The 26,071-nt window shown below is 53.4% G+C and carries 20 protein-coding genes and 1 tRNA gene; 11 read left to right on the forward strand and 10 right to left on the reverse strand.

The genetic code is table 11. The annotated features are described in order from the left end of the window. Positions 1-134 precede the first annotated feature (134 nt). From fadJ to SK47_RS15045, 3 genes are all read right to left on the reverse strand, one after another. Positions 135-2,282 carry a fatty acid oxidation complex subunit alpha FadJ gene (gene fadJ / locus SK47_RS15035; protein ID WP_048244593.1) on the reverse strand — a complete coding sequence of 716 codons (2,148 nt, stop codon included), beginning with the start codon at positions 2,280-2,282 and terminating at the stop codon, positions 135-137. Beyond that, positions 2,282-3,592 (reverse strand): acetyl-CoA C-acyltransferase FadI, encoded by a 1,311-nt coding sequence (fadI, locus tag SK47_RS15040; protein ID WP_032609764.1) that lies wholly within the window; start codon positions 3,590-3,592, stop codon positions 2,282-2,284. Before fadI ends, fadJ begins: the two co-directional genes overlap by 1 nt. 228 nt (positions 3,593-3,820) lie before the next feature. Next, positions 3,821-4,105 (reverse strand): YfcZ/YiiS family protein, encoded by a 285-nt coding sequence (locus SK47_RS15045; RefSeq protein WP_003861368.1) that lies wholly within the window; start codon positions 4,103-4,105, stop codon positions 3,821-3,823. Between the two features lie 372 nt (positions 4,106-4,477). Here SK47_RS15045 and fadL point away from each other — a divergent pair, with 372 nt between their 5' ends. Further along, positions 4,478-5,761: a long-chain fatty acid transporter FadL gene (gene fadL / locus SK47_RS15050; RefSeq protein WP_003861367.1), complete on the forward strand. Its 1,284-nt coding sequence runs from the start codon at positions 4,478-4,480 to the stop codon at positions 5,759-5,761. Positions 5,762-5,805: 44 nt separating this feature from the next. Here fadL and mlaA read toward each other — a convergent pair whose 3' ends face one another. Beyond that, positions 5,806-6,558, reverse strand: a complete 753-nt coding sequence (gene mlaA / locus SK47_RS15055) for a phospholipid-binding lipoprotein MlaA (protein ID WP_003861365.1) — start codon at positions 6,556-6,558, stop codon at positions 5,806-5,808. A 314-nt stretch (positions 6,559-6,872) separates the two neighbouring features. Here mlaA and SK47_RS15060 point away from each other — a divergent pair, with 314 nt between their 5' ends. Together SK47_RS15060 and SK47_RS15065 are read left to right on the forward strand one after the other, a co-directional pair. Continuing rightward, the gene (locus SK47_RS15060) at positions 6,873-7,802 is read left to right on the forward strand and encodes a formate/nitrite transporter family protein (protein ID WP_003861364.1); all 930 of its coding nucleotides are present in this window, start codon (positions 6,873-6,875) and stop codon (positions 7,800-7,802) included. 75 nt (positions 7,803-7,877) lie between these two features. Beyond that, positions 7,878-7,949: transfer RNA gene (locus SK47_RS15065), tRNA-Arg, on the forward strand. 13 nt (positions 7,950-7,962) lie between these two features. On the opposite strand, the gene SK47_RS15070 is transcribed toward SK47_RS15065, so the two are convergent. Continuing rightward, on the reverse strand, positions 7,963-9,342 hold the full coding sequence (locus SK47_RS15070; RefSeq protein WP_003861362.1) for a diguanylate cyclase: 1,380 nt from the start codon (positions 9,340-9,342) through the stop codon (positions 7,963-7,965). A gap of 268 nt (positions 9,343-9,610) precedes the next feature. Here SK47_RS15070 and lpxP point away from each other — a divergent pair, with 268 nt between their 5' ends. Beyond that, positions 9,611-10,531, forward strand: a complete 921-nt coding sequence (lpxP, locus tag SK47_RS15075; protein ID WP_086527955.1) for a kdo(2)-lipid IV(A) palmitoleoyltransferase — start codon at positions 9,611-9,613, stop codon at positions 10,529-10,531. Between the two features lie 359 nt (positions 10,532-10,890). Beyond that, the gene (gene ypdK, locus SK47_RS23990; RefSeq protein ID WP_099458937.1) at positions 10,891-10,962 is read left to right on the forward strand and encodes a membrane protein YpdK; all 72 of its coding nucleotides are present in this window, start codon (positions 10,891-10,893) and stop codon (positions 10,960-10,962) included. A gap of 58 nt (positions 10,963-11,020) precedes the next feature. Here the strand turns inward: ypdK and alaC are convergent, their stop codons facing one another. Further along, a complete protein-coding gene (alaC, locus tag SK47_RS15085; RefSeq protein WP_023314600.1) occupies positions 11,021-12,256 on the reverse strand; it encodes an alanine transaminase in 1,236 nt (411 codons plus the stop codon). A gap of 386 nt (positions 12,257-12,642) precedes the next feature. Between alaC and SK47_RS15090 the strand changes: the two genes are divergently transcribed. Together SK47_RS15090 and SK47_RS15095 are read left to right on the forward strand one after the other, a co-directional pair. After that, positions 12,643-14,340, forward strand: a complete 1,698-nt coding sequence (locus tag SK47_RS15090; RefSeq protein WP_003861356.1) for a sensor histidine kinase — start codon at positions 12,643-12,645, stop codon at positions 14,338-14,340. A gap of 13 nt (positions 14,341-14,353) precedes the next feature. Then, a complete protein-coding gene (locus tag SK47_RS15095; protein ID WP_003861354.1) occupies positions 14,354-15,085 on the forward strand; it encodes a LytR/AlgR family response regulator transcription factor in 732 nt (243 codons plus the stop codon). A gap of 35 nt (positions 15,086-15,120) precedes the next feature. On the opposite strand, the gene glk is transcribed toward SK47_RS15095, so the two are convergent. Beyond that, on the reverse strand, positions 15,121-16,086 hold the full coding sequence (gene glk, locus SK47_RS15100; RefSeq protein WP_045910693.1) for a glucokinase: 966 nt from the start codon (positions 16,084-16,086) through the stop codon (positions 15,121-15,123). A 205-nt stretch (positions 16,087-16,291) separates the two neighbouring features. Here glk and SK47_RS15105 point away from each other — a divergent pair, with 205 nt between their 5' ends. Then, a complete protein-coding gene (locus SK47_RS15105) occupies positions 16,292-17,527 on the forward strand; it encodes an ion channel protein (protein ID WP_023314601.1) in 1,236 nt (411 codons plus the stop codon). Here the strand turns inward: SK47_RS15105 and ipdC are convergent, their stop codons facing one another. Next, on the reverse strand, positions 17,528-19,186 hold the full coding sequence (gene ipdC, locus SK47_RS15110; protein WP_048244595.1) for an indolepyruvate decarboxylase: 1,659 nt from the start codon (positions 19,184-19,186) through the stop codon (positions 17,528-17,530). Between the two features lie 186 nt (positions 19,187-19,372). Here ipdC and mgrA point away from each other — a divergent pair, with 186 nt between their 5' ends. Beyond that, complete coding sequence (gene mgrA, locus SK47_RS15115; protein ID WP_022651552.1) at positions 19,373-20,371, forward strand: L-glyceraldehyde 3-phosphate reductase; 999 nt, start codon at positions 19,373-19,375, stop codon at positions 20,369-20,371. Positions 20,372-20,497: 126 nt separating this feature from the next. Next, positions 20,498-20,845: a DUF2502 domain-containing protein YpeC gene (ypeC, locus tag SK47_RS15120; protein ID WP_003861345.1), complete on the forward strand. Its 348-nt coding sequence runs from the start codon at positions 20,498-20,500 to the stop codon at positions 20,843-20,845. Positions 20,846-20,878: 33 nt separating this feature from the next. On the opposite strand, the gene SK47_RS15125 is transcribed toward ypeC, so the two are convergent. After that, positions 20,879-22,117, reverse strand: a complete 1,239-nt coding sequence (locus tag SK47_RS15125; protein ID WP_003861343.1) for an Nramp family divalent metal transporter — start codon at positions 22,115-22,117, stop codon at positions 20,879-20,881. 345 nt (positions 22,118-22,462) lie between these two features. Here SK47_RS15125 and nupC point away from each other — a divergent pair, with 345 nt between their 5' ends. After that, on the forward strand, positions 22,463-23,650 hold the full coding sequence (gene nupC / locus SK47_RS15130) for a nucleoside permease NupC (protein ID WP_003861341.1): 1,188 nt from the start codon (positions 22,463-22,465) through the stop codon (positions 23,648-23,650). Positions 23,651-23,695: 45 nt separating this feature from the next. Here nupC and SK47_RS15135 read toward each other — a convergent pair whose 3' ends face one another. Beyond that, positions 23,696-25,885 carry an EAL domain-containing protein gene (locus tag SK47_RS15135; protein ID WP_048244598.1) on the reverse strand — a complete coding sequence of 730 codons (2,190 nt, stop codon included), beginning with the start codon at positions 25,883-25,885 and terminating at the stop codon, positions 23,696-23,698. Between the last annotated feature and the right edge of the window lie 186 nt (positions 25,886-26,071).

The following is a 26,071-nucleotide window of genomic DNA, read 5'->3' on the forward strand; positions in this document are numbered from 1 at the left end:
GGCCGGGCATTGTGCCTGATCCATTCGGTGAATGAAACGCTGTTTTTTACCTCAATGGCGTAAGTATAGTCAATCTCTGTTTACAATTTCGCCAGAACAGGTTCCATCACCTCAGGATTTACCCTTCTTTGACTTCAGTTTACGCAATCAGTTTCCCTTACGGGCCAGAATGTCTGACCCCGTTCCGCCATCTGCAATAATTCGTCACAAGGTGTAAACCGTGGACCATATTGCGAGGCCAGACGTTGCAGGATCGCAACCACTTCACCCGCCCCGAGGGTATCCATATACCGGAACGGACCGCCAAGGAATGGCGGAAAACCGATACCAAACACGGCACCGATGTCGCCGTCGCGCGCGCTCTTGATCACCTGCTCACCAAAGCAGCGCGCCGCTTCATTGAGCATCATCATTACGCAGCGCTCAGCACACTGAACCGCCGACAGTTTTCCCTGACCCGTGACAGGAATAAGCGCATAAACCGAAGGGTCGACCTGTTTCTTGCTTTTACGCCCTTTCGCGGCGTAAAGATAGAAACCGCGTTCATTTTTTCTGCCTTTGCGATCGTCCTTCAAAATTGCAGAAACAAAGTTTGCAGGCGGCGCAAAACGATCGCCATAAGCCGCTTCCAGCACAGGGATAATTTTAGTCCCCGTATCAATTCCTACCTCATCCAAAAGTTGGATTGGGCCGACGGGGAAACCAAACTTCACCAGAGCGTCATCGACGTGCTCAATTTTCTCCCCTTCCGTCAGCAACCGCATCGCTTCGTTAATGTACGGCGCCAGAATGCGGTTGACGTAGAAGCCGGCTTTGTCCGCGACCACAATCGGGGTTTTGCCCTGTTTTTTCGCCAGCTTCACCACGGTGGCAATAGTTTGCGGGCTGGTTGTGGCATGTGGGATAACCTCCACCAGCGGCATTTTTTCGACAGGGCTGAAATAGTGCAGCCCTATCACCTGCTCCGGGCGCACGGCTTTCGCCGCGATGTCGCCGATCGGCAAAGACGAGGTATTTGACGCGAAAATGGTGTGCGGCGCGCAGTGCTGTTCAACGTCCGCCACCATCTGCTGCTTAAGGGCCAGATCTTCGAACACGGCTTCAATCACCAGATCGCGGTGTGCAAACCCACTGTAGTCGGTGGCGCCAGTGATCATCGCGAGGGTTTTATCGCGCTCACTGGCCTTGATATGGCGGCGTTTCACTTTGCGATCAAGGTTCTGCCAGCTGTACTGCAACGCGTGGTTGATACCCTTAGGGTTGATATCTTTGATACGTACGGGCAATTTGCCTTTGCTGGCGGTGACAAATGCGATGCCGCCGCCCATCAGCCCACCACCCAGAACGCCAACGGCGCGCAGCAGAGCCGGTTCAGCTTCACTGCCCGGATCTTTTTTAACCTCCGTGCTGGCAAAGAAAATGCCGCGCAGCGCCTGCGACTGCGGCGTCATCGCCAGCTCGCCAAAGGCTTTCGCTTCCGCAGCATAACCGCTGCTGCTGCCCTGCGATAAACCGGTTTCAATCACCTTCAGAATGCGCGTCGCTGCCGGATAGTTCCCTTTGGTTTTTTGCTCGGTTTTTTTACCCACCATATTGAACAGCAGCGTGCGCCCCAGCGGCCCGGCGAGGATACGCTCGCGCACCGGCAGAGGGCGTTTCGCCTGACGACCTTTCAGCGCCCGCTCAACGGCGGCCTCAAGCAAGATGGCGTGCGGAACGACCTCATCAACCAGACCCGCTTTTAACGCCTGACGGGCGCGCAGCTGTTTACCGGTTAAAATCATCTCCAGCGCCGTACTGACGCCCACCAGACGCGGCAGGCGCTGCGTGCCACCTGAACCGGGCAGCAATCCAAGCTGTACCTCCGGCAGTCCGAGTACCGTTTTCGCATCGTCGGTACAAATGCGGCTGTGACAGGCCAGCGCCAGCTCAAGCCCACCGCCCAGGCAGGCCCCGTGGATCGCAGCGACAACGGGTATCGACAGCGCATGGATCTCCGCCATTACCTGCTGCCCCTGACGCGCCAGGTCTTCTGCTTCCTGAGCGCTTTTCGCCCGGGCAATCATGTTGATATCGGCCCCGGCAATAAAGTTATCCGGCTTTGCCGAGATAAATACCAGGCCACGTATCGCTTTGTTTTCGCGGATCTGTCTGAGCATCGCACGCACCTGAACGCCGAACTCGGCCTTCAGGGTGTTCATCTTTTCGTCGGGTACATCAATGGTGATAACAGCCACGTTATCAAGGCGAACAGCCAGGTTAAATGCAGATGTCGTTTCCATTATTCAGCCTCCAGAACCATTGCTGCACCCAGGCCGCCCGCCGCACAGGCGGTAACGAGACCAAAACCGCCGCCGCGGCGACGCAGCTCGTGCAAAGTCTGGGTTATCATTCTCGCGCCGGTCGCCGCAAATGGATGGCCGTAGGCGATGGATCCGCCAAGCACGTTAAACTTACTCTGATCCACTTCGCCGGTCGCGTGGGCGCGGCCCAGTACATCGCGCGCGAAGCGCTCGCTTGCCAGCAGCTGAATGTTTGCCAGGGTTTGTGCGGCAAAGGCTTCGTGCATATCGATCAGGGTTAAGTCAGCCAGCGTCAACCCCGCACGCTCCAGCGCCAGGGGCGTGGACCAGGCCGGACCGAGCAGCATGTCCTGCCAGACATCAATGGCGGTAAAGGCGTAGCTACGCAAATAGCCCAGCGGTGTGATGCCAAGCTCTTTCGCCCGGGATTCCGTCATCAGGATCACGGCGGCGGCACCGTCCGTCAGTGGCGTACTGTTGGCCGCCGTAACGGTGCCATGTTTACGATCAAACGCCGGGCGCAGTTTTGCGTAATCCTCCAGCGTCGAGGTGCCACGGATATTGTTATCTTCCACCAGCGGTTCGCGGAAAGGCGGGATATAAGCCGTCATAACCTCGTCGGCAAGTTTGCCTTCCGACCAGGCCTTCGCAGCGAGCTGATGCGAGCGATGCGCCAGTGCATCCTGCTGTTCGCGGGTAATACCGTAGGTTTTTGCCATCTGCTCGGCTGTATCGCCCATGCGCAGGCCGGTGGAGTATTCAGCAACGGCAGGTGGCACGGGCATGAGGTCGCGCAGGCGTAAACGCGAGAAGAGTTTAAGCTTTGCACCGGTAGTGCGAGCTTTGTTGGCATCCACGAGGATGCGGGCCAGCTGTTTGCTGACGCCGATGGGCAGCACGGAGGAGGAATCCGCGCCGCCGGCGATCCCCGCGCGAATGGTCCCCGCCATCAGGCTTTCCGCCACGTTCGCCACCGCCTGGAAACTGGTGGCGCAGGCGCGGCTGACGCTGTAGGCGTCGGTATGAACATTCATGCCGGTACCCAGCACGATTTCACGCGCGATATTGGGTGCTTCCGGCATCTGCACCACCTGGCCGAAAACCAGTTGCTCAATAACCTCTGGCGGGATCTCGCTGCGAGCCAGCATCTCCCCCACCACCATTTTTCCCAGATCGACAGCCGGTATACCGTGAAACGCGGTTGCCTGACGCGCAAACGGCGTACGTAACCCGCTGATAATGGCAATGCGGTCACCGTGTCGGGTGATAAGCGGTAATGCCTGACTCATAACACTCCCCTGTAAAAAAATTTTGCGCGCACATTAAGTGGTCTGACCTGATAACAGTCTTAACTATTTTTTTACATTGAGCCAATCGGGGAAGCGAAAAATTGCGAGCTAAGGCACAGAGAAGAAAAAGAAAATGCCCCTGCATGGCAGAGGCATTTGTGAGATTTGTTGCCGGGTTGCGGCGTTGCCTTACCCGGCCTACACGATCATAGGCCCGTGCAAAAAGTATTAACGCAGGCCTAACTGGAAGATCAGCGTTTCTGCTTCGCAGGCGAACACAAAGTCGATATCCAGCTGCACGCCGCCTTCTACTTCCGTGAAGGTGGATTTGATTTCACACGGATCGGATTCGACTTCACGCGCGCGCTGGCTCAGCGCGGCCAGCGTCTCTTCCGCTTCAGCACGGTTAGGGAATACGCGGCTGTAAGAGGCGGTGCAATCGGTGTTGTCCATAATGGTGCCAACATCCATACAGCAGCAAACCGGGGTTTCATCAGCACTGCATTTACTCATAGCTCAATTTCCTCTGTATTCGCGCAGGGCGCGAGATAAACACGATGCGTCTATTTTACGCCCCCGGACGAGCCCCCTCCAGCCGTTAATGGCGCAAAATCGGATAAGTGAGCAATATCACACTAAAAAATGATCTAAAACAAAATTCCCCTTTTCAGAGGAATCGCACTGGTCACAATTTTGCCAACCAGATCTCGTTTCAAGAAACATATCTGAAAATATTAATAAACAAACTTGCAACATCCCAGCTGGTCAGACCTATACTCTCGCCACTGGTCTGATTTGTAAGTCATACCTCAGACCCTACACTTCGCGCTCCTGTTACGGTATGTAACAATTATTGAATAAAAATAACTCAATGAGGTTATGGTCATGAGCCAGAAAACCCTGTTCAAACAAACTGCTTTAGCAGTTGCAGTGGCAATCGTCTCAACGTCCGCCTGGTCAGCGGGCTTCCAGTTAAACGAATTTTCTTCCTCTGGCCTTGGCCGTGCGTATTCCGGGGAAGGTGCGATTGCCGATGACGCAGGCAACGCGAGCCGTAACCCGGCGCTGATCATGATGTTTGATCGCCCTACCTTCTCTGCCGGTGCGGTTTACATCGATCCTGATGTCAATATTTCTGGCAAATCTCAGTTCACCGGCGCAGATCTGAAGGCGGATAACATTGCGCCGACCGCGTGGGTGCCTAACCTGCACTTTGTTGCGCCAATCAATGAACAGTTTGGTTGGGGTGCCTCTGTCACCTCTAACTATGGCCTGGCAACGGAGTTCAATAACAACTATCCGGCCGGGGAATACGGCGGTAAAACCGACCTGACGACCCTGAACCTCAACCTGAGCGGCGCATATCGTCTGAACGATAACTGGAGCTTTGGTCTGGGCTTTGATGCTGTCTACGCCGATGCAAAAATCGAGCGTTACTCCGGGGAGCAAACTGCTGCGCTGCCGAAAAACAGCAATAAAATTGCCAGCCTGAAAGGCGATGAATGGGGCTACGGCTGGAACGCCGGTATCCTGTATGAACTGGATAAAAACAACCGCTGGGGTCTGACCTACCGCTCAGAAGTGAAGATTGACTTCGATGGCGATTACAAAAGCGGCATCCTGAGCCCAGTCAACGGTATGGTACCGGGCGCAGGCACCACCATTCCATGGGGTACCTCGAATCAAACCGTACCGGGTTCACTGTCACTGCATCTGCCAGAAATGTGGGAAGTGTCAGGTTATAACCGCGTTGCGCCGCAGTGGGCTATTCACTATAGCCTCGCGTATACCAGCTGGAGCCAGTTCCAGGAGCTGAAAGCCACCGGCAGCAACGGCCAGACGCTGTTCTATAAAGACGAAAGCTTCCACGATGCTTACCGTATCGCACTTGGTACGACCTATTATATGGATGACAACTGGACGTTCCGTACTGGCGTGGCATTTGATGACAGCCCGGTACCGGCAGATAAGCGTTCTATCTCCATTCCGGATCAGGACCGTTTCTGGGTGAGTGCGGGGGCAACCTACGCGTTCAACGAGAATGCCTCTATCGACGCGGGCGTGTCGTACATGCATGGACAGAAAGTGACCTTCCAGGAAGGCCCTTACGAGTTTACCTCTGAAGGTAAAGCCTGGCTGTTTGGTACCAACTTCAACTACGCGTTCTAATTCCAACACGATTAAAAAAGGTGAGCATCGCTCACCTTTTTTATTTATTCCGAATCGATATCTTTTAATTCGTTCTCGATGGCTTTCGCGTTCGGATTATCTTCCGGCTTCAGCTTACCGCCGTTGGCTATAAAGTCATGGTTCTGGAAGTAGGCCTCGCGGACCATGATGTACGGATCGGAAGACTGACGCAGCAGACCGTCAGAGTCCAGCAGTTGCGCACGTGTTTCAATTCCTTCCACGGTCCATTTACCAATCGACAGCGGCCAGGTGAGCCATGACAGCACCGGATACAACGTATCCACCATGTCGCCGCCATCATCACGCACGGTAAAGCTGCCGTAGAATGGCAGGTGCACATACGGCCCATAACCTACGCCATAATGCCCCAGCGTGCTGCCGAAACGGTGCGGCTGTTCACGCTGTAATTTCGGGTTCGCCATGCCCGCGACATCAATTAAGCCGCCCATACCCAGCAGGGAGTTCAGGAAGAAGCGGGTGAAATGCACCATCCCCTGATACGGGTCGCCCTGGAGGAAGTAGTTGACCATAACCGCTGGCTCTTCCAGGTTACTGGTAAAGTTGCTCAGCCCGTTACGCGCCGGCTGCGGAACGTAGTCACGCCATGCCACGGCAACCGGACGAACCAGATACGGATCCAGCACATTATAGTTAAAGCTGTACATTGAACGGTTAAATCCTTCGAGAGGATCGGAGCGTCCCGTTTGCTCGCCAGAGCTGGCGCAGCCCACAAGCATTGTTACGCCCAGCGCAAGCGCCGACAGCCGAAGCTTCATAAATTTCTCCCTGTTCAATATGGCTATCGTTGAATGCCATCTGTGACGGAGCCGGTGATGCTCCGCCTGAAACGTGCAAGTGATTGTAACAGCACGCTTACCGATGTCTACGAGGACAATGACGACCCGCTCGCGTCATCACGCTAATTTCAGCATAGCCTGTCTTTCAGAATTCGTTTCGCTGGCAATTTTATATTGGCTTTGAAAGAGATGTCTCACCTTTATTGCCATTTACAGCAATTTAAGAGCATCCCCACGGGCAAGGCGCTAAAAGCCGCTACGCTTAAATGAGCAATTACCCCGAAGGAGCTGTTATGAAAGACATTAACGAAGAAAAAATTGGCGAGAACAATGAAGAACTTGAGATTGAAAGTGAGGAGAAAGACCGGGGAGAAGAGATAGAAGTCGATGAAGATCGCCTGCCGTCACGCGCCATGGCTATTCATGAGCATATTCGCCAGGACGGGGAAAAAGAGATGGAGCGCGACGCGATGGCCCTGCTGTGGTCAGCCATTGCAGCCGGTCTGTCAATGGGCGCCTCTTTGCTCGCCAAAGGGATATTTCACGTTCAGCTGGAAGGCGTACCGGGCGGGTTTTTGCTGGAAAATTTAGGCTACACGTTCGGCTTTATTATCGTCATTATGGCGAGACAGCAGCTTTTTACGGAGAATACCGTCACTGCCGTACTGCCCGTCATGCAAAATCCGACCCTCGGTAATTTCGGTTTACTGATGCGCCTGTGGAGCGTCGTGCTGCTGGGGAACCTCATCGGTACGGGTATAGCCGCCTGGGCGTTCGAGTATATGCCAATATTTGATGAACCGACCCGCGACGCATTTGTGAAAATTGGCATGGATGTGATGAAAAACACGCCGGTTGAAATGTTCTCTAATGCTATAATTTCCGGCTGGATCATCGCCACTATGGTGTGGATGTTCCCCTCAGCGGGCAGCGCGAAAATCGTGGTGATTATCCTGATGACCTGGCTTATCGCACTCGCCGATACCACGCACATTGTTGTCGGAACCGTTGAAATCCTTTATCTGGTATTTAACGGCACACTCCACTGGAGCGACTTTTTCTGGCCGTTCGCCCTGCCAACCCTCGCAGGCAACATTTGTGGCGGGACCTTTATCTTTGCGCTGTTGAGCCATGCGCAAATCCGTAACGACATGTCCAACAAGCGTAAGGCCGAGCTTAAGGCTCAGGAAAAAAAGGATAAAACTGCCGAAAAATCGGCGTGAACGGTGACTCTTTGACCAGTCAGGCGGCAATGCGCTTAACGAAAAGTGTAAATAACGCTATACTCTTGCCGCTTCGTCCCCTTAGTTAAATGGATATAACGAGCCCCTCCTAAGGGCTAGTTGCAGGTTCGATTCCTGCAGGGGACACTTCTGTCTTTCCTTACGCCCCCTTCCAAAGCTCCACGCAGTTTCGGCCACGCCGTTTCGCGCCGTATAAGGCTTCATCCGCCGCCTGAATCAATCGCTCGTAATCGGGATGCCCGTTGAACATCGCCACGCCTATCGAGAGGGAGAGCGGGATAATATCGCCGGTTGGGGAGTTAACCTTGATTTTTTCCACCCGCCTGCGGATACGCTCGGCGATTCGCAGCGCGTCCACCTCTGAGATTTCCGTTAGCACAATCAGAAATTCATCGCCGCCGTAGCGAAAAACGTAATCACAGGTTCGCACGTTGTCGTAGAACGCGCCGGAGACTTTTCGCAGGATCTCGTCCCCGGTATTGTGCCCCCAGGTATCGTTGATTTGTTTAAATTTGTCGACGTCAATCAGCAGCGTCGAGAGCTTTGTTCCCGCCCGGGTGGCGTGCAGGATTTCGCGTTTGAAGATGGTTGGCAGGAAACGGCGATTCAACAGGCGGGTCAGGACATCAACCCCCACCTCGTGTCGCGACACTTCGTCAAACAGTTCGCGCAAAAGCGTGATGATTTGCGAGAGCGTATTACGCATTCGCTGCAAGAATTTATCCCGCTGCGCTTTATCACTCAGACCCTGCCCTGAAAGACGGACCTCGTTAAAAAGGTCATCGAATTCCTGAATCAGACGAGAGATATGACCAGCCTCAGCGATCCCGCTGAAATAGTGCCGACCTTTATGGCTAAACCACAGTCCAAATTCAGACTGCCCCAGCGGCAGACTGTTGCCGATACTGGAATTAAGCGTGATCTTATACAGAAGCACCATTTCCCATGACAGCAGCGCCGCGGTCTGTCTCTCCTTCTCCTCTTCTGCGTTCTCCATTAAGGAAAAGATGCGGTAATTTTCGTCCTCTTTCGCCGCATTGTTCTCGCTAAATACATAGGCCCGCGACATCACTTCCATGGCCAGATCGATACTGTTAATCGCGTAGTGATAAATATGCAGCTTCACCTCAGGCGAATGGGCGCTGGTAGTAATGACAGGTAACAGCAGCTTTTTCAGAACACGGAAGCCCATTTCAACTAAATCAACCGAAATACCAATACGGGCATGAACATCCGCAGCGCGCTGCTGCGCCCGCATCTGCTCTTCAACCTGCTCCACACGGCATGAGAGCACATCAATAAGCCAGCGACGAAGCGCCTCCTGAAGCTGCCTCTCCACCTGTTCGGTGGTCAGGAATTCAGCTGCCGACGGATCTGCCAGCACAACACGATAGAATTCAGCGACCAGGGGCGTTGCGTTGTCCCTGGCAAGCTCAGTCGCAAGCCGATGCACATCGGGATCGGTTTCATTAATTAGCTTCACCCATTCTTCTTTCACCGTTTGCAGGTAGGTTTCCATGGTCTGCACCTTCAGGAGGCATGCGGGAACGCAGATTTAACAATAGCAAAATCAAACCACTCCGCAATTGCCGCTTTTTTAAACAAAAACGAGTGATAGCTCATAATGTATAACGGTGCTACATTATGCCGCCCACCCAAGTCAGCAATGGCCAGGCAACGTCGTAAAGAACGGTAAAGCCTGCAACCATGACCTCGTCCTACGGTCTTAATGGCACGTGGTATCGCGAAGTCTGCGCTACCTTCACAGGCTTTACATAGGTTCCACTATTTTGTCTCAATCCAAATTTCAGCGGGCGTTTCTGCACCCGCGCTACTGGTTTACGTGGTTTGGCCTTGGCGTACTTTGGCTGCTGGTTCAACTTCCTTATCCCGTGATCCGTTTCCTGGGTTCGAAGCTCGGCAGCGCATCGCGTCACTTCCTTAAGCGTCGTGAGTCCATTGCCCGAAAAAATCTCGAACTTTGCTTTCCGCATTACAATGCGCAGCAGCGCGAAACGCTGATTGCGGAAAACTTTAAATCTATCGGTATGGCGCTGCTTGAAACCGGTATGGCCTGGTTCTGGCCAGACGAGCGTGTCCGTAAATGGTTTGACGTGGAAGGTCTGGATAACCTGAAACGTGCCCAGATGCAAAACCGCGGCGTGATGGTTGTGGGTGTGCATTTTATGTCGCTTGAGCTGGGTGGCCGCGTTATGGGCCTTTGTCAGCCGATGATGGCAACCTATCGCCCGCATAACAGCGCGCTGATGGAATGGGTACAAACGCGGGGCCGCATGCGTTCAAATAAGGCGATGATCAGCCGTAACAATTTGCGCGGTATGGTTGGCGCCCTGAAAAAAGGTGAAGCAGTCTGGTTTGCCCCGGATCAGGACTACGGTCCTAAAGGCAGCAGCTTTGCCCCTTTCTTTGCGGTTAAAGATGTCGCTACGACGAACGGTACCTTTGTGATTTCACGTCTCTCAGGCGCCGCGATGTTGACGGTGACCATGGTCAGAAAAGCGGATAAGTCAGGCTATCGTCTGCATATCTCCCCAGAGATGGCGAACTATCCTGAAGATGAGAGTGAAGCCGCGACCTTTATCAATAAGGTGATTGAGTTTGAGATTATGCGTGCGCCTGAGCAGTATCTGTGGATGCACCGCCGCTTTAAAACCCGTCCCCTGGGCGAAGCCTCACTCTATATCTGACCCCTTTCGAAGGTTAGTTTCGCTAAGAAACTAACCTTTTCAAACACCTGTAATCACAGTGCGTAACGGCTTTTATCGACCGTCGCTCAACAGGCATTTATTGCGTACCGAAATCAAACTGTCGCCGTTCCACGACACTCGTAAGTGTCGGAAATTATTTAAAAAAATGCCTCTTGTCACTCCTGAAATTTAGGCGTACATTAGCGCTGTCTGGCGACAGGAAAGCACAGAATTCAGAGCTGAAGTTAGCGACGTAACGGGATAATTCCGATTTCCCCTTTCGCATGATTTCAACTCTCTATACTCAGTTGGACTCTGTTTTTTTAATGCGTACCGGAAGATACGCGGAGCGATGAAACGTGAAATATTTCTTTATGGGCATTTCGGTTATTGTTTTAGTTTGGGCCGGAACGTTTGCTCTGATGATCTAGTTAAGAAAATGCAGTCAAAAAAACAGGCGCCGTTGGCGCCTGTTTTTTTTGGGGTCTGTTACGACTCGGGTTGTTCCGCAACGCTCTTCGCTGCAAGCAGGCCATCCGCACGGAACATGCTTTTAATGCCCCGCACTGCCTGACGAATACGGTCGCTGTTTTCAATCAGCGCGAAACGCACATGCGTGTCACCGTAGTCACCAAAGCCAATGCCTGGAGAGACGCAAACCTTCGCGTCCTGAAGCAGTTTTTTGGCAAATTCCAGAGAACCCATCGCCGCATACGGCTCAGGAATTTTCGCCCAGACGTACATAGAGGCTTTAGGCATTTCCACCATCCAGCCTGCTTCATGAAGCCCTTTTACCAGCACATCTCGGCGGCGTTTATACTGAGCGGCAATATCGAGCACGCACTGCTGATCCCCTTCCAGCGCCGCGATGGCCGCGACCTGTAACGGCGTAAAGGTGCCATAGTCATGGTAGCTTTTAATACGCGCCAGGGCACTCACCAGCGTTTTGTTTCCCACCATAAAACCAATTCGCCAGCCCGCCATGTTGTAGCTTTTCGACAGGGTGAAAAACTCAACCGCCACATCACGGGCACCCGGTACCTGCATAATTGACGGCGCTTTCCAGCCATCATAAACGATATCGGCGTAGGCGAGATCGTGTACCACCAGCACGTCGTAACGCTTAGCCAGCGCGACCACTTTCTCGAAGAATTCGAGTTCAACGCATTGTGCCGTTGGGTTTGACGGGAAACCGAGGATCATCATTTTCGGCTTCGGATAGCTTTCACGAATCGCCCGTTCCAGCTCGTTAAAGAAGTCGACGCCTTCCACCAGCGGGACAGAACGCACCTGCGCCCCGGCAATCACCGCCCCATAGATGTGAATCGGGTAGCTCGGATTCGGCACCAGTACGGTATCGCCGTGATCCAGCGTCGCCAGCATCAGGTGGGCCAGCCCCTCTTTGGAGCCAATGGTCACAATCGCTTCATTTTCAGGATCGATATCGACCTGATAACGATCCTGATACCAGCGGGAGATCGCCCGACGTAAGCGTGGAATGCCGCGTGAGGTGGAATACCCATGGGTATCGGGACGCTGGGCAACCGTGCAGAGTTTCTCAACAATGTGCGGCGGCGTTGGGCCGTCAGGGTTACCCATACTGAAATCGATAATGTCTTCGCCGCGCCGACGCGCAGCCATTTTCAGTTCAGCAGTGATATTGAAAACATAAGGGGGGAGACGATCGATACGCGTAAAACGGCGTTCAGGACTGAATTCAGCCATAGATTCCTCAGAGTCACGTTAGCGCCCGGACCGTCCGAGCGACGCTGCCACCCGTGTGGCATGCTTAGAAAATAACCTGAAGAAAAAGAGGCTGTCGAGAGGATAACGGCAAAACAATATTTTGCGCTAAAACGGGAATGCGATTGCAGTGAAAAGCGGAACTCCTATCGCGAACAGGCAGTTTTAAGCTCTACAATTTAACACAATATTTTCAGTATCGTTACCTGACGTTTCTCCCCAAACGGAAAAGCGCCGGCTTTCAGTCAAAAGCCATCAATCCCCTTTGAGAATTATGGTTTTTCCCCATTTGATAAATCTGATGGATAGCTGGTCATCAGGCCCTATGTTTTCTATCATAGATTTTTCCCGTTTTCCCAGGCCTGACCGTGCACGAAATCTTCAATATGCTCCTCGCGGTGTTCGACCGCGCGGCATTAATGCTGATCTGTCTCTTTTTCCTTATCCGCATCCGCTTGTTCCGCGAACTGTTGCATAAATCTGCCCATTCGCCAAAAGAGCTGCTGGCCGTCACGTTTATCTTTTCGATGTTTGCCCTGTTCAGCACCTGGTCCGGGGTGCCGGTAGAAGGCTCGCTGGTGAACGTGCGCATCATCGCCGTCATGTCGGGCGGGATCCTCTTTGGTCCCTGGGTCGGGATTATCACAGGCATTATCGCTGGCACCCATCGATACCTGATTGATATTGGCGGCGTGACGGCAGTCCCCTGCTTTATCACCAGCATTATTGCCGGGCTGCTCTCGGGCTGGATTAACCGCAAAATCCCGAAAAAGCAGCACTGGCGTGCAGGGATTATCGCGGGGATGGTCTGCGAAACGCTGACCATGATCCTGGTCATCGTCTGGGCGCCAACCGTTGCGCTGGGGCTGGATATCGTCTCGAAGATCGGTATTCCGATGATCCTCGGGAGCGTCTGTATCGGTTTTATCGTGCTGCTGGTGCAAAGCGTGGAAGGTGAAAAAGAGGCCAGCGCCGCGCGTCAGGCCAAGCTGGCGCTGGATATCGCCAACAAGACGCTGCCGCTTTTCCGGCACGTTAACGCCGAATCTTTACGTCAGGTTTGCGATATCATCCGCCGTGATATTCACGCCGATGCGGTCGCTATCACCAATATTGATCACGTGCTGGCTTACGTTGGCGTTGGTGAGCACAATTATCGCGACAGCGACGACACCATCAGCCCGACCACCAGACAGGCGATTAACTACGGAAAAATCATCATTAAAAACAATGACGAAGCCCACCGGACGCCAGAGATCCACTCAATGCTGGTGATCCCGCTGTGGGAAAAAGGCGTGGTCACGGGGACGCTGAAAATTTACTACTGTCATGCGCACCAAATCACCTCCTCGCTCCAGGAGATGGCGATTGGCCTGTCGCAGATCATCTCCACTCAACTTGAGGTTTCGCGTGCAGAGCAGCTGCGCGAGATGGCAAATAAGGCAGAGCTGCGCGCCCTGCAAAGCAAGATCAATCCCCATTTCCTGTTTAACGCGCTGAACGCTATCTCCTCTTCCATCCGTCTGAATCCGGATACCGCGCGGCAGCTGATATTTAATCTGTCGCGCTATCTTCGCTACAACATTGAGCTAAAAGACGACGAGCAGATCGACATCAAAAAAGAGCTGTATCAAATCAAGGATTACATCGCGATCGAGCAGGCTCGCTTTGGCGATAAGCTGACGGTCATTTACGATATTGATGAAGAGGTCAACTGCGTGATCCCAAGCCTGCTGATCCAGCCTCTGGTGGAAAACGCCATTGTTCACGGTATTCAGCCGTGTAAAGGCAAAGGCGTGGTAACAATTAGCGTAACGGAAAGCGGTAACCGCGTGCGTATCGCCGTGCGCGATACCGGGCACGGCATCGATCCGAAAGTTATCGAACGCGTCAAATCAAACGAAATGCCGGGCAACAAGATCGGACTGCTGAATGTGCATCACCGGGTCAAACTGCTGTACGGTGACGGGCTGCATATTCACCGCCTTGAGCCGGGCACCGAAATTGCCTTTTATGTTCCGAATGAGCGAACGCCCGTGAATGCCCCCATATCCTTGTTGCCGTAGGCCGGAGTAACAGATGAAAGTCATCATCGTAGAAGATGAATTTCTGGCTCAACAGGAGTTGAGCTGGCTTATCAAAACCCACAGCCAGATGGAGATTGTTGGCTGTTTTGAGGATGGTCTGGACGTGCTGAAATTTTTACAGCATAACCGGGTCGACGCGATATTCCTCGATATTAATATTCCGTCGCTGGACGGCGTCCTGCTGGCGCAAAATATCAATCAGTTCGCCCACAAGCCGTTTATTGTGTTTGTCACCGCGTGGAAAGAGCATGCCGTGGAGGCCTTCGAGCTTGAGGCGTTTGACTATATTCTCAAGCCGTACCAGGAGTCGCGTATTATCAGCATGCTGCATAAGCTGGAAGCCGCGTGGCAGCAGCAGTCCTTACCCGCCAGTGCCAGCCCGGCAGCGCGGGAAAACGACACGATTAATCTGGTGAAGGACGAACGGATCATCGTCACGCCTGTCGACGATATTTACTATGCCGAAGCGCATGAAAAAATGACATTTGTCTATACGCGGCGTGAATCCTACGTCATGGCGATGAACATCACCGAATTCTGCAATAAACTCCCGGCCGCCCACTTCTTCCGCTGCCACCGCTCGTTCTGCGTCAACCTGAACAAGATCCGCGAAATCGAACCCTGGTTTAACAACACCTATATATTGCGGCTGAAGGATCTGGATTTTCAGGTGCCGGTAAGCCGCAGCAGAGTGAAAGAGTTCCGCCAGCTCATGCACCTGTAGCACGTTCCCTCTCCCGCAGGAGAGGGAAATGAGCGTCAGAGGATCTGACCAAGAACCTGACGCAGATGCGCGCCGGATCCCAGTAAGCCTGGGTTGTCGTGGACAATCAGGTAAACAGGAATGTCCTGGACATAGCTCCTGAAGCGGCCTTTGTCTTCGAAGCCGCCACGGAAGCCGGAGGCGGTAAAGAAATCGAGGAAGCGCGGCACGATCCCGCCCGCAATATAGACCCCGCCAAAGGTGCCAAGGTTCAGCGCCAGGTTGCCGCCAAAACGCCCCATGATGACGCAGAACAGCGACAAAGCACGGCGGCAGTCAATACAGCTGTCGGCCAGCGCGCGTTCGGTCACATCTTTAGGTTGCAGATTTTCCGGCAGACGACCGTCTGATTTGACAATCGCCCGATACAGGTTCACCAGACCCGGACCAGAAAGCACCCGCTCGGCCGACACGTGACCAATCTCGGCGCGTAGCTCCTCAAGAATAATGCCCTCTTCTTCGCTGTTCGGCGCAAAATCCACGTGACCGCCCTCGCCCGGCAGGCTGACCCAGCGTTTGTCGACGTGGACCAGGTGCGCCACCCCCAGACCGGTTCCCGCGCCGTAAACGGCAATCGGTTTGCCTTCAACCGGGGCCGTACCGCCGAACTGAATCAGATGCTCTGGTTTAAGCATTGGGATAGCCATGGAAACCGCAGTGAAGTCGTTGATAATTTCAAGGTGCGAGAAGCCGAGGTTTTTCCGCATTTCGGCAATTGAGAAGGCCCACGTGTGGTTGGTCATCGCCACCCAGTCGCCGGTAATCGGACAGGCGATGGCGATACAACCGTCTTCAACGCTCACTTTATACTCTTCCAGATAGACGCGAACCACCGCTTCCAGGCTTGGGTAATCCAGCCCTGAATAGGTTTTCGCCTGAGAAATTTCACCGCTGTTCACATCGCACAGGGCAAGGCGCGCGTTGGTGCCGCCTACATCACCTACCAAAGCATACTTTGTCATTCTTCTACTGCTCCGCTAAAGTCAGAATAAATCTTTGGGACACTGTAAATTCAAGGCGTGATAACAACAACGACCAGAAGGTGACTGCCCATGGATTATCGATCTTCGTCACATAATAACTTTACCGTTTCAGCACCTTTTGCACTATTGCCACAATGCTGATTGTGCAAAGTAACGTTAAGCCGTTTTGTACAAGGAAATCATCATGCTCCATCCGCGAGCCAAAACCATGCTGTTATTGGCTGTCCCGGCGCTGATTATTGGCGTGGCGTCGAGCCTGGTGCTCATCGTCGTCATGAAAGTGGCGGCGGTGCTGCAAACGATTTTATGGACCGCGCTTCCGGTAAAACTCGGCATCAGCAGTGACTCGCCGGGCTGGATCATGGTGATGCTGACCCTGACCGGGATTGCCGTAGGGCTGGTGATCCGCTATAGCCCGGGCCATGCCGGGCCGGACCCGGCACTGGAACCCTTGATTGGCGCGCCTGTCTCTCCCTCGGCTCTGCCGGGGCTTATCATCGCGCTGATAATCGGTCTTGCGGGCGGCGTAAGCCTCGGGCCTGAACATCCCATTATGGCGGTGAATATCGCGCTGGCGGTCTTTCTGGGGGCGCGTCTTTTCCCGCGCGTTGGCGCGCTGGACTGGACGATCATGGCCTCCGCTGGCACCATCGGGGCGCTGTTTGGCACTCCGGTCGCGGCTGCGCTCATTTTTTCGCAAACGCTCAGCAGTGATCATGAGGTGCCGCTTTGGGATAAACTCTTCGCGCCGCTAATGGCCGCCGCTGCGGGAGCCCTCACCACCAGCCTGTTTTTCCATCCCCATTTTTCACTCTCCATTCCCCACTACGGCCAGATGCAACTCACCGATATTTTCAGCGGCGCCGTCGTCGTCGCGATCGCCATTGCGTTGGGGATGGTCGCGGTGTGGTGTCTTCCTCGCCTGCATCGCCTGATGCACAGGCTGAAGCATCCGGTGCTGATTCTGGGCATGGGGGGTTTTATTCTGGGCGTTTTAGGCGCTATCGGCGGGACGGTTACGCTGTTTAAGGGTCTGGACGAGATGCAGCAGCTGGCCTTCAGCCAGGTCTTCAGCGTCTCAGATTATCTGCTGTTCGCGCTGGTGAAACTGGCGGCGCTGGTGGTCGCGGCGGCCTGTGGTTTCCGGGGAGGTCGTATCTTCCCGGCGGTATTTGTTGGCGTCGCGCTGGGGCTGATGCTGCATGAGCACGTTGACGCTGTCCCTGCGGCGATTACCGTCTCCTGCTCCATTCTGGGGCTGGTACTGGTGGTCACGCGCGATGCGTGGCTGAGCCTGTTTATGGCGGCCGTTGTCGTGCCGGATACCACGCTTCTGCCGCTGCTCTGTATCGTGATGTTGCCCGCCTGGCTCCTGCTGGCGGGCAAACCGATGCTGATGGCATGGCGAAACGACAGGTAATCAGGCGTTATTGCGCGCCTCCAGCGCTTTGGTCAGCGCGCTCAGCAGCGGCGGAATATCGGCTTTCGGCAGCATGACCTCGATCAGCGAAAGCCGCTCATGGTGTGCCACTTTATCCAGCACCTCCGCCAGCGCTTCCGCTTCGCTGACGCGCCAGCACTCTGCCTGAGGCGCCAGGCTCAGCGCCTGCGGTATCTGCGTCCAGTTCCAGAGGGCAATATCGTTATAGCGCTGCTCCGGCCCGTGGATGGCCCTTTCCACCGTGTATCCTTCGTTGTTAAGCACCAGAATAATCGGGCGCTGCTTGTCGCGCAGCATGGATCCCAGCTCCTGAATGGTCAACTGCGCGGCGCCGTCGCCCGTCAGGACAATCACGCGTCGATTCGGACACGCCGTTTGCGCGCCAAACGCCGCCGCCAGCGTGTAGCCAATCGATCCCCACAGCGGCTGGACGATAAAGTTCACGTCCGCCGGTAAACGCAGATCGATAGCGCCGAAAGCAGACGTCCCCTGGTCAGCCAGAATAATGTCTCCGGGGCGAATAAACGTTTGCAGGGTGCGCCAGAAGCTCTCCTGAGTCAGCGCCCCTTCAATAGTCGGGAACGAAAAGCCGCTGTTATCCGATGGCGCTCGCGTATCACGAACATAGGTTTTACACAGCGCTGTCAGCGTTTCAATGGCCTCCCTCATCGGGATACCCGTAAACCAGACGTCGCCGACGCGGGACGCGTGAGGCTGAACCTCTATCGTCTGGTCTGGCGTAAGCTGGTGGGTAAATCCGGCAGTGAGCGTATCGGTAAAGCGCGTGCCAATGCACAGCACCGTATCAGCACCCTCGATGGCCTCTTTGACCGGCGCGGCGCTCGCCGATCCGCTGTAGGTGTCGTAAAAACCGCTCTGTCGTTCGTCAAAAATGCCCTTGCCCATCAGCATGGTGGCGTGTGCCATCGGCACCTCTTTCACCCAAGTCTGAAGGGCCGCGCGCAGACCGTGGCGGAGTACCAGGAAGTCAGCTAACAGCGCGGTGCGTTTGCTCGTAGACAAGCGCTTTTCGGCAGCCTCACGGAACGCCTGCAAGCAGGCTGAATCGGCCGGTGCGGGGTTAACAGTGAGAGCGCTTACAGGAGGTGTAGCGGCTTTTTTCGCCACATCGGCGGGCAGCATCAGATAGCCCGGACGGCGCTCCCGCAGCATGGTGGTCAGGACTCTGTCAATTTCATAGCAGGCGTTTTGTTCCGTAAGCACCGCCTGCGCAACGGTGATGGGTTCGCTCATATGATAGAAGTGGCGGAACTCGCCGTCGCCCAACGTATGGTGCAGTAACTCTCCTCGCTGCTGCGCCGCCATACCCGGGGCCCCTACAATATGGAGGACGGGAACATGTTCGGCAAAGCTGCCCGCCACACCGTTCATGGCGCTTAACTCCCCAACGCCGAATGTCGTCAGGAGTGCGGCAAAGCCCTTACAGCGGGCATAGCCGTCTGCGGCGTAGGACGCGTTCAGTTCGTTGGCACAGCCCACCCAGCAGATGTCCGGGCTGTCTATCACGTGATCGAGAAATTGCAGGTTATAGTCGCCCGGCACGCCAAACAGATGATCGGCACCACAATCTGTTAGTCGGTCCAGCAGGTAATCGGCGACGCAATAGGGGGTACGCATATTATAAGTGTCCTTCTGACGTTGACCTCACTCTGAGTATTAAATAAGCGTGAAGCGTGTCCAGAATTGACGACAATCAGGGGCTGGAAAGAATGCTGTACGAAAAAAGCTGCGCTATGCTCATTTTCTTCAGATTAGTGTAAACGTATACACGGATGTTTCTTTCCAGCGCCAGAGGTCTCACAAATGGGTTATCAGCCTGACAAAAATCGTTATCAGACAATGCAATATCGCCGCTGTGGGCAAAGCGGTCTTAAGCTTCCCGCCATCTCGTTGGGGCTGTGGCATAATTTTGGCGACGCGACGTTGCTCGAAAACAGCCGTCAACTTTTACAGCGTGCTTTCAATTTGGGTATTACGCATTTTGACCTTGCCAATAATTACGGCCCGCCTCCTGGTTCGGCCGAACGTAATTTTGGGCGCATTTTGCAGGAGGATTTCCTGCCCTGGCGCGATGAGCTGATCATCTCCACTAAAGCGGGCTACACCATGTGGGACGGGCCTTACGGTGACTGGGGCTCGCGTAAATATCTGATCGCAAGCCTGGACCAGAGCCTCAAGCGTATGGGGCTGGAGTATGTCGATATCTTCTATCACCACCGCCCGGATCCACACACGCCGCTACGTGAAACCATGAAAGCGCTTGACCATGTGGTGCGTCAGGGCAAAGCGCTGTACATCGGTCTGTCCAACTACCCGGCAGAAATGGCACGGCAGGCGATTGAAATAATGGAGGATCTGGGCACGCCATGTTTGATCCACCAGCCGAAGTACTCCATGTTTGAACGTGCGCCTGAAGAGGGGTTGCTGGACGTGTTGCAGCAAAAAGGGGTGGGATGTATCCCCTTCTCTCCACTGGCGGGCGGACAGTTGACCGATCGCTATCTGAACGGCATCCCGGCGGATTCTCGCGCAGCAAGCGGCAGTAAGTTCCTTAATCCGGAACAGATCACCGACAAAAAGCTGGAAAAGGTACGTAAGCTGAATGCGCTGGCGGAAAAACGGGGGCAAAAGCTGTCGCAAATGGCACTGGCCTGGATCCTGCGCCACGATGCGGTGACATCCGTGCTCATCGGCGCAAGCAAGACCGGACAAATTGATGATGCAGCAGGCGTGCTTGAAAATTGTCGGTTCACGGCAGAAGAGCTCAAGACGATAGATACGATCCTGTCCAGTTCAGATTAAAAACACTTTTAGCAAAAAGTGCTCTCGTTCATGATTTAGGAGTTGAGGCGATGAAACGAATGTTTACCAACTCGTAAAATTGCGTTAACAGGTCGCACAGCGGCCCCGATCGTGAAGGAGAAGAGTATGTTCAGGTCACTGATTCTTGCAGCGGTATTACTGGCTTCGGCCCCGCTGGTCGCCAATGCGGGCGAAATCACCCTGTTGCCATCGATTAAATTACAAATTGGCGATCGTGATGACTACGGCAGATACTGGGACGGTGGCTACTGGCGCGACCGTGACTACTGGCATCGCCATTATGAATGGCGTCAAAACCGCTGGTGGAAACACGATAACGGCTATCACCGTGGCTGGGATAAGCGTAAGGCTTACGAACGCGGCTACCGCGAAGGCTGGAAAGATCGTGACGACCGCCGTGGCGGCTGGGGTCACGGAAAAGGCAGAGGCCACGGTCACGGCCATCACCATTAACAACAAAAAGGAGCCTTCCGGCTCCTTTTTCTTTTACAGGCCTGCGGCTGTGCCTATCAGCAACCACAAGTTTAACGCCACCACCACGACCACAATGGCCCACCCGGCGCGTTTCACCCACGTCGAATTCACCAGATCGCCCATCAGTGATTTGTTGCTGGTGAAGATCAGCAGCGGCACCAGCGCCAGCGCAATCCCGAAACTCAGCAGCACCTGACTCATCACCAGAATGCGGGTCGGATCCAGTCCCATCAGGATCACAACAAAGGAAGGCAGCATCGTGACCGAGCGGCGAACCCACAGCGGAATATGGAAACGTACGAACCCCTGCATCACCACCTGCCCGGCCAGTGTCCCCACAACCGTAGATGAAAGGCCCGCAGCAACCAGGCTTAAACCAAAAATAGTGGCAGCGGCATGACTCAGCAACGGCTCCAGCGTCAGGTAAGCCTGGTCAAGATCGGCAACCCCGGTATGCCCGTTAAAGTGGAACGCGGCGGCGGCGGTGGCCATCATCGCCAGATTCACAAATCCGGCAATGGTCATCGCGATAGCCACATCCCATTTCGAGGCGGAGTAGCGCTCTTTACTCGTCCCGCCATGCAGATTCTGGGTTAATGAAGAGTGTAGATAAATGACGTGCGGCATAATTGTCGCCCCCAGCACCCCGGCAGCCAGAAAAACGGCTTCAGAAGTAGGTAACGACGGGATCACCATCCCTTTCGTCAGCTGCGCCAGATTCGGCTGGGAGAAAATCAGCTCAACAATATAGGCGGCAGCGACGAACAGCAGCAGGCCGCCGATGACTTTCTCCAGCGGTTTTTGCCCCCGCCGCTGGAGCATCAGAATCAGGAAAGTGGCGATCCCGGTCAGCACGGCCCCCTGAAGCAGAGAGACGCCCAGAATAAGCTTAAAGCCGATCGCCGCCCCGATAAACTCGGCGAGATCGGTGGCCATGGCGATAATTTCCGCCTGAACCCAGTAAAACCAAACTGCCGGACGTGGATAATGATCGCGGATTTGCTCCGCCAGGTTTTTTCCGGTAGCAATACCCAGCTTCGCGGAGAGCATCTGAATCAGCATCGCCATCAGATTGGCCCAGACCACAACCCACAGCAGTTTATAGCCGAAGCTGGCCCCGGCCTGAATGTTGGTCGCAAAATTACCCGGATCGATGTAGCCAATCGCGGCAATGAATGCCGGTCCCATTAATGCGAGCCGCAGCTTGCGTGCCGCTCTGCCGCTGCTACTCTCTACGCGACTATTCGTCATTTCTGCCTCTGGAAATATAGCCTTTGCTATGTTTTATGCTATCAAAATGAGAATGATTATCAAGTTCATTTGAAATGGTTAACATGATTTCTCTGATAGCCAGGAACGATAGACAGGCAGGTGGAGCAAGGTCACAGAATGTGAAAATGCGCAGACATTTGTGAAGCGTAGCACACAAACTTAACTTTTCACTCATTTACCTAACATAACAAAAATGTATTGTTGATCACTATTTTTGAGACTCGTCACAGGATGTAACTATAGTGTGGGCTTGATCTCGTTTTCTTTGTGCTTGTTACATAGAATGTGCACGGAAATTAAACCTGCCTCATATTTGGAGCAAATATGGACCGCGTCCTTCATTTTGTCCTGGCACTTGTTGTCGTTACTGCACTTGCATTGCTGGTCAGCACAGACCGCAAAAAAATTCGTATTCGCTATGTTGTCCAGCTGCTGGTCATTGAAGTTTTACTTGCGTGGTTCTTCCTGAACTCCAACGTAGGCCTCGGCTTCGTGAAAGGCTTCTCCGAAATGTTCGAAAAACTGCTCGGATTTGCCAACGAAGGGACAAACTTCGTCTTTGGCAGCATGAACGATCAGGGTCTGGCCTTCTTCTTCCTGAAGGTACTCTGCCCTATCGTCTTCATCTCTGCCCTGATCGGTATCCTTCAGCACATCCGCGTTCTGCCGGTGGTTATCCGTGCGATCGGCTTCCTGTTATCGAAAGTTAACGGCATGGGTAAACTGGAATCCTTTAACGCAGTCAGCTCACTGATCCTCGGTCAGTCTGAGAACTTCATTGCGTATAAAGATATCCTCGGCAAGATGTCCCGTAACCGCATGTACACCATGGCGGCGACAGCAATGTCTACCGTTTCCATGTCTATCGTGGGCGCGTATATGACTATGCTGGAACCTAAATACGTGGTTGCGGCCCTGGTTCTGAATATGTTCAGCACCTTTATCGTTCTTTCGCTGATTAACCCGTACCGCGTGGATGCCAGCGAAGAGAACATTCAGATGTCTAACCTGCACGAGGGACAGAGCTTCTTCGAAATGCTGGGTGAATACATTCTGGCGGGTTTCAAGGTTGCAATTATCGTTGCCGCGATGCTGATTGGCTTTATCGCGCTGATCGCTGCGCTGAACGCCCTGTTTGCGGCCGTACTCGGTATCTCCTTCCAGGGCATTCTGGGCTATATCTTCTACCCGGTTGCCTGGGTGATGGGTGTACCGGCTCACGAAGCGTTGCAGGTGGGCAGCATCATGGCAACGAAACTGGTATCCAACGAATTCGTGGCGATGATGGATCTCCAGAAGATTGCCAGCACACTCTCCCCACGTGCGGAAGGGATCCTGTCCGTCTTCCTGGTCTCCTTCGCGAACTTCTCTTCCATCGGTATCATCGCTGGCGCGATTAAAGGCCTGAACGAAGAGCAGGGTAACGTGGTTTCTCGCTTTGGCCTGAAGCTGGTTTACGGTTCAACGCTGGTGAGCGTCCTGTCTGCCTCTATTGCAGCACTGGTTCTGTAATTCATACCGCGTAATAAAAACCGGGAGTCCTCGCTCCCGGTTTTTTTATGCTTCCAGCGCCGTCAGAGGCTGGGGTTTACCAATCAAATAGCCCTGCAAATAATCTACGCCAAATCGCAACAACATCTCGCGTTGTTCAGCCGTTTCCACATATTCAGCCACCACACACAGCGATTTCGTTTTTGCCATGTTGCAAATGGACTGCACGATCATCGCATCCATGCTGTCGGTGCAGATATCTTTCACGAAGCAACCATCGATCTTAATGATATCGGCCTCCAGCCGCTTCAGGCGCTCAAAGTTGGCATAGCCGGTACCAAAGTCGTCTATGGCAATGCGGAAGCCGTAATCACGCAGCTGCTGGATATTTTTGATGCTGCTTCCCGAGTCTGAGAAAGCCTGTTCCTCGGTGATCTCAATGATGATATTTTGCGGCGCAATGGCGTAGCGTTCAAAAAGCGCGATGATCTCAGCCGCAATCTCATTTTGCATCAGCGTCAGCGGCATCAGATTAACGGAGAAGCGCGTTCCTGCACGTCCGGACGGATGGCTGCGCATCCACATCAGCAATTTTTCCAACACGTTCAGGTCAAACCGGTGGCTCAGGTTGAACTGAGCAATCAGCGGAATAAAGCGGTCAGGGGTGATGATCTCGCCATCGCTTTCCAGCCTGGAGAGGATTTCAAAGTACCCTTCTCCGCGCGCGTTGTGAATTGGCTGGGCGTAAAGGTGAAGACCGCCGATATCAAGGGCGCGTTTTATGCGGGCCAGCATTAGCACCCTGTCCGTCGTCTGACCAGAGACATCATCCAGACTGTTGGTTAACGCCAGAACGTTATGCCCGCCACAGGATTGCTCGGACAGCCAGCTCAGCTGACCCAGCGTGTGGTGCAGGCTTTCCCCATCCGGCACTTCGCCCCAGGAGGCGCCAAACTCAATGTCGAGCTCAGTCTTGTTCCAGACAATCTTACGGCTGTTCAGATGATCAACCATATATTGCAGACGTTCAGCCGTGCCCGGACCCAACAAGACCACCACCAGCTCACTGCCTGGCAACTGAAAGAGCTTCTCGTCTTTTTGCAATAACGGTTGCAGCGACGCGGTGATCATCTTTTTACAGTGTACACGCATGAGGATGCCGTAATGACGGCTCAGAAATTCCAGATTATCCAGGCGCAGGCAGCAGATTTTGGCTCCGGGATGGTGCTGTAAAAACACTTCCAGCGCACGAATGTTAGGCAGACCGGTGAGCGGATCGGTAAGCGCCCTCTCCTGCCACCCCTGTTTCAGCCATTCACTTTTCTGATAGATCCGCGACATGTAAAGCAGGCAGATGGCGAAAGAGATCAGTACCGACAAGATAAAGGAGAGCGAGTGGCCCGATTCAACGCCATTAAGAAAATTATAATTGTAGGTCAACAGCATGAGCGCCGAGGCCGCCCAGAGTAAAGAGATGAGCGCATAGCTCAGACGACCAATCCCCAGGGTAAAAAGAATAAAAACGATTGGCATCAAATAACCAGCAATAAACTGTGACTCGAAAGGCGCGCACAAAATAGCGATCATCGAGACCAACAGCATCAGCCACACAACGATAAATAACACTTTTTTGTGACAAAAGAGGGGCTTCACGCTTCGCCGCCAGAATGTTCGGGCATACCGGGGATTAATTATCATTCTTAACGGGTAGTAGAACATCATGGTGAAAATCAGGGCGGCACAAATCAGGCTTTGAATATCGATAACGTTATAAATTGCAGAGCCTTCGCCGAAATAGGAGGAGATTGTCACCGGAAAATCAAATAAATATCCCGCCAGATACATCGATAATTTGATGCCTACAGGAACCACAAATCCGAGCCAGAAAATACGTATACCGATGTACTTATTCGGGATGCTGTGTCGCCAGCGTTTGCCCAGCATCAGACGGATGACGCCACAGGCAGCGAAGACGGCAAACGTCTGACAAATTAATAACACGGAAGATTGTAGTAATGCTAAATCAAAGTAATAAATGTTAGTAACACTAAATCCAATCAGTAAAGGAATGATTGCCCGACGTCCAAATAACAATACGATGGCGAGCATGGCGCTTAAGGGCAACCACGCTAAATAAACATCATTTTCGTTGACGATAGCGCGCGGGGAGATATAACGGGAAAAGGGGATCGTAATCAGGCTTAACGCCAGGACAATCATAAATATTTTTACATTATTGTAAATTTTTCTATTCATTAATCCGTGTGATCTATTTAACCATCGTCTTATTGACCGGATGGATAATAGGTTTATTAATTGCACGAATCAAGTTCAGGTCTATTTATAGACTTGTTTATTGATTTGGATTGAGGTGATGTATAGAAAACGACATTGCTGGCAACAAAAAGAGTCTAAACATTTTACAAGATATAAAAAAACCCC

The sequence above is a fragment of the Enterobacter sp. BWH52 genome, assembly GCF_001037565.1.
In the GTDB taxonomy this organism is placed as follows: Bacteria; Pseudomonadota; Gammaproteobacteria; order Enterobacterales; family Enterobacteriaceae; genus Enterobacter; species Enterobacter hormaechei_C.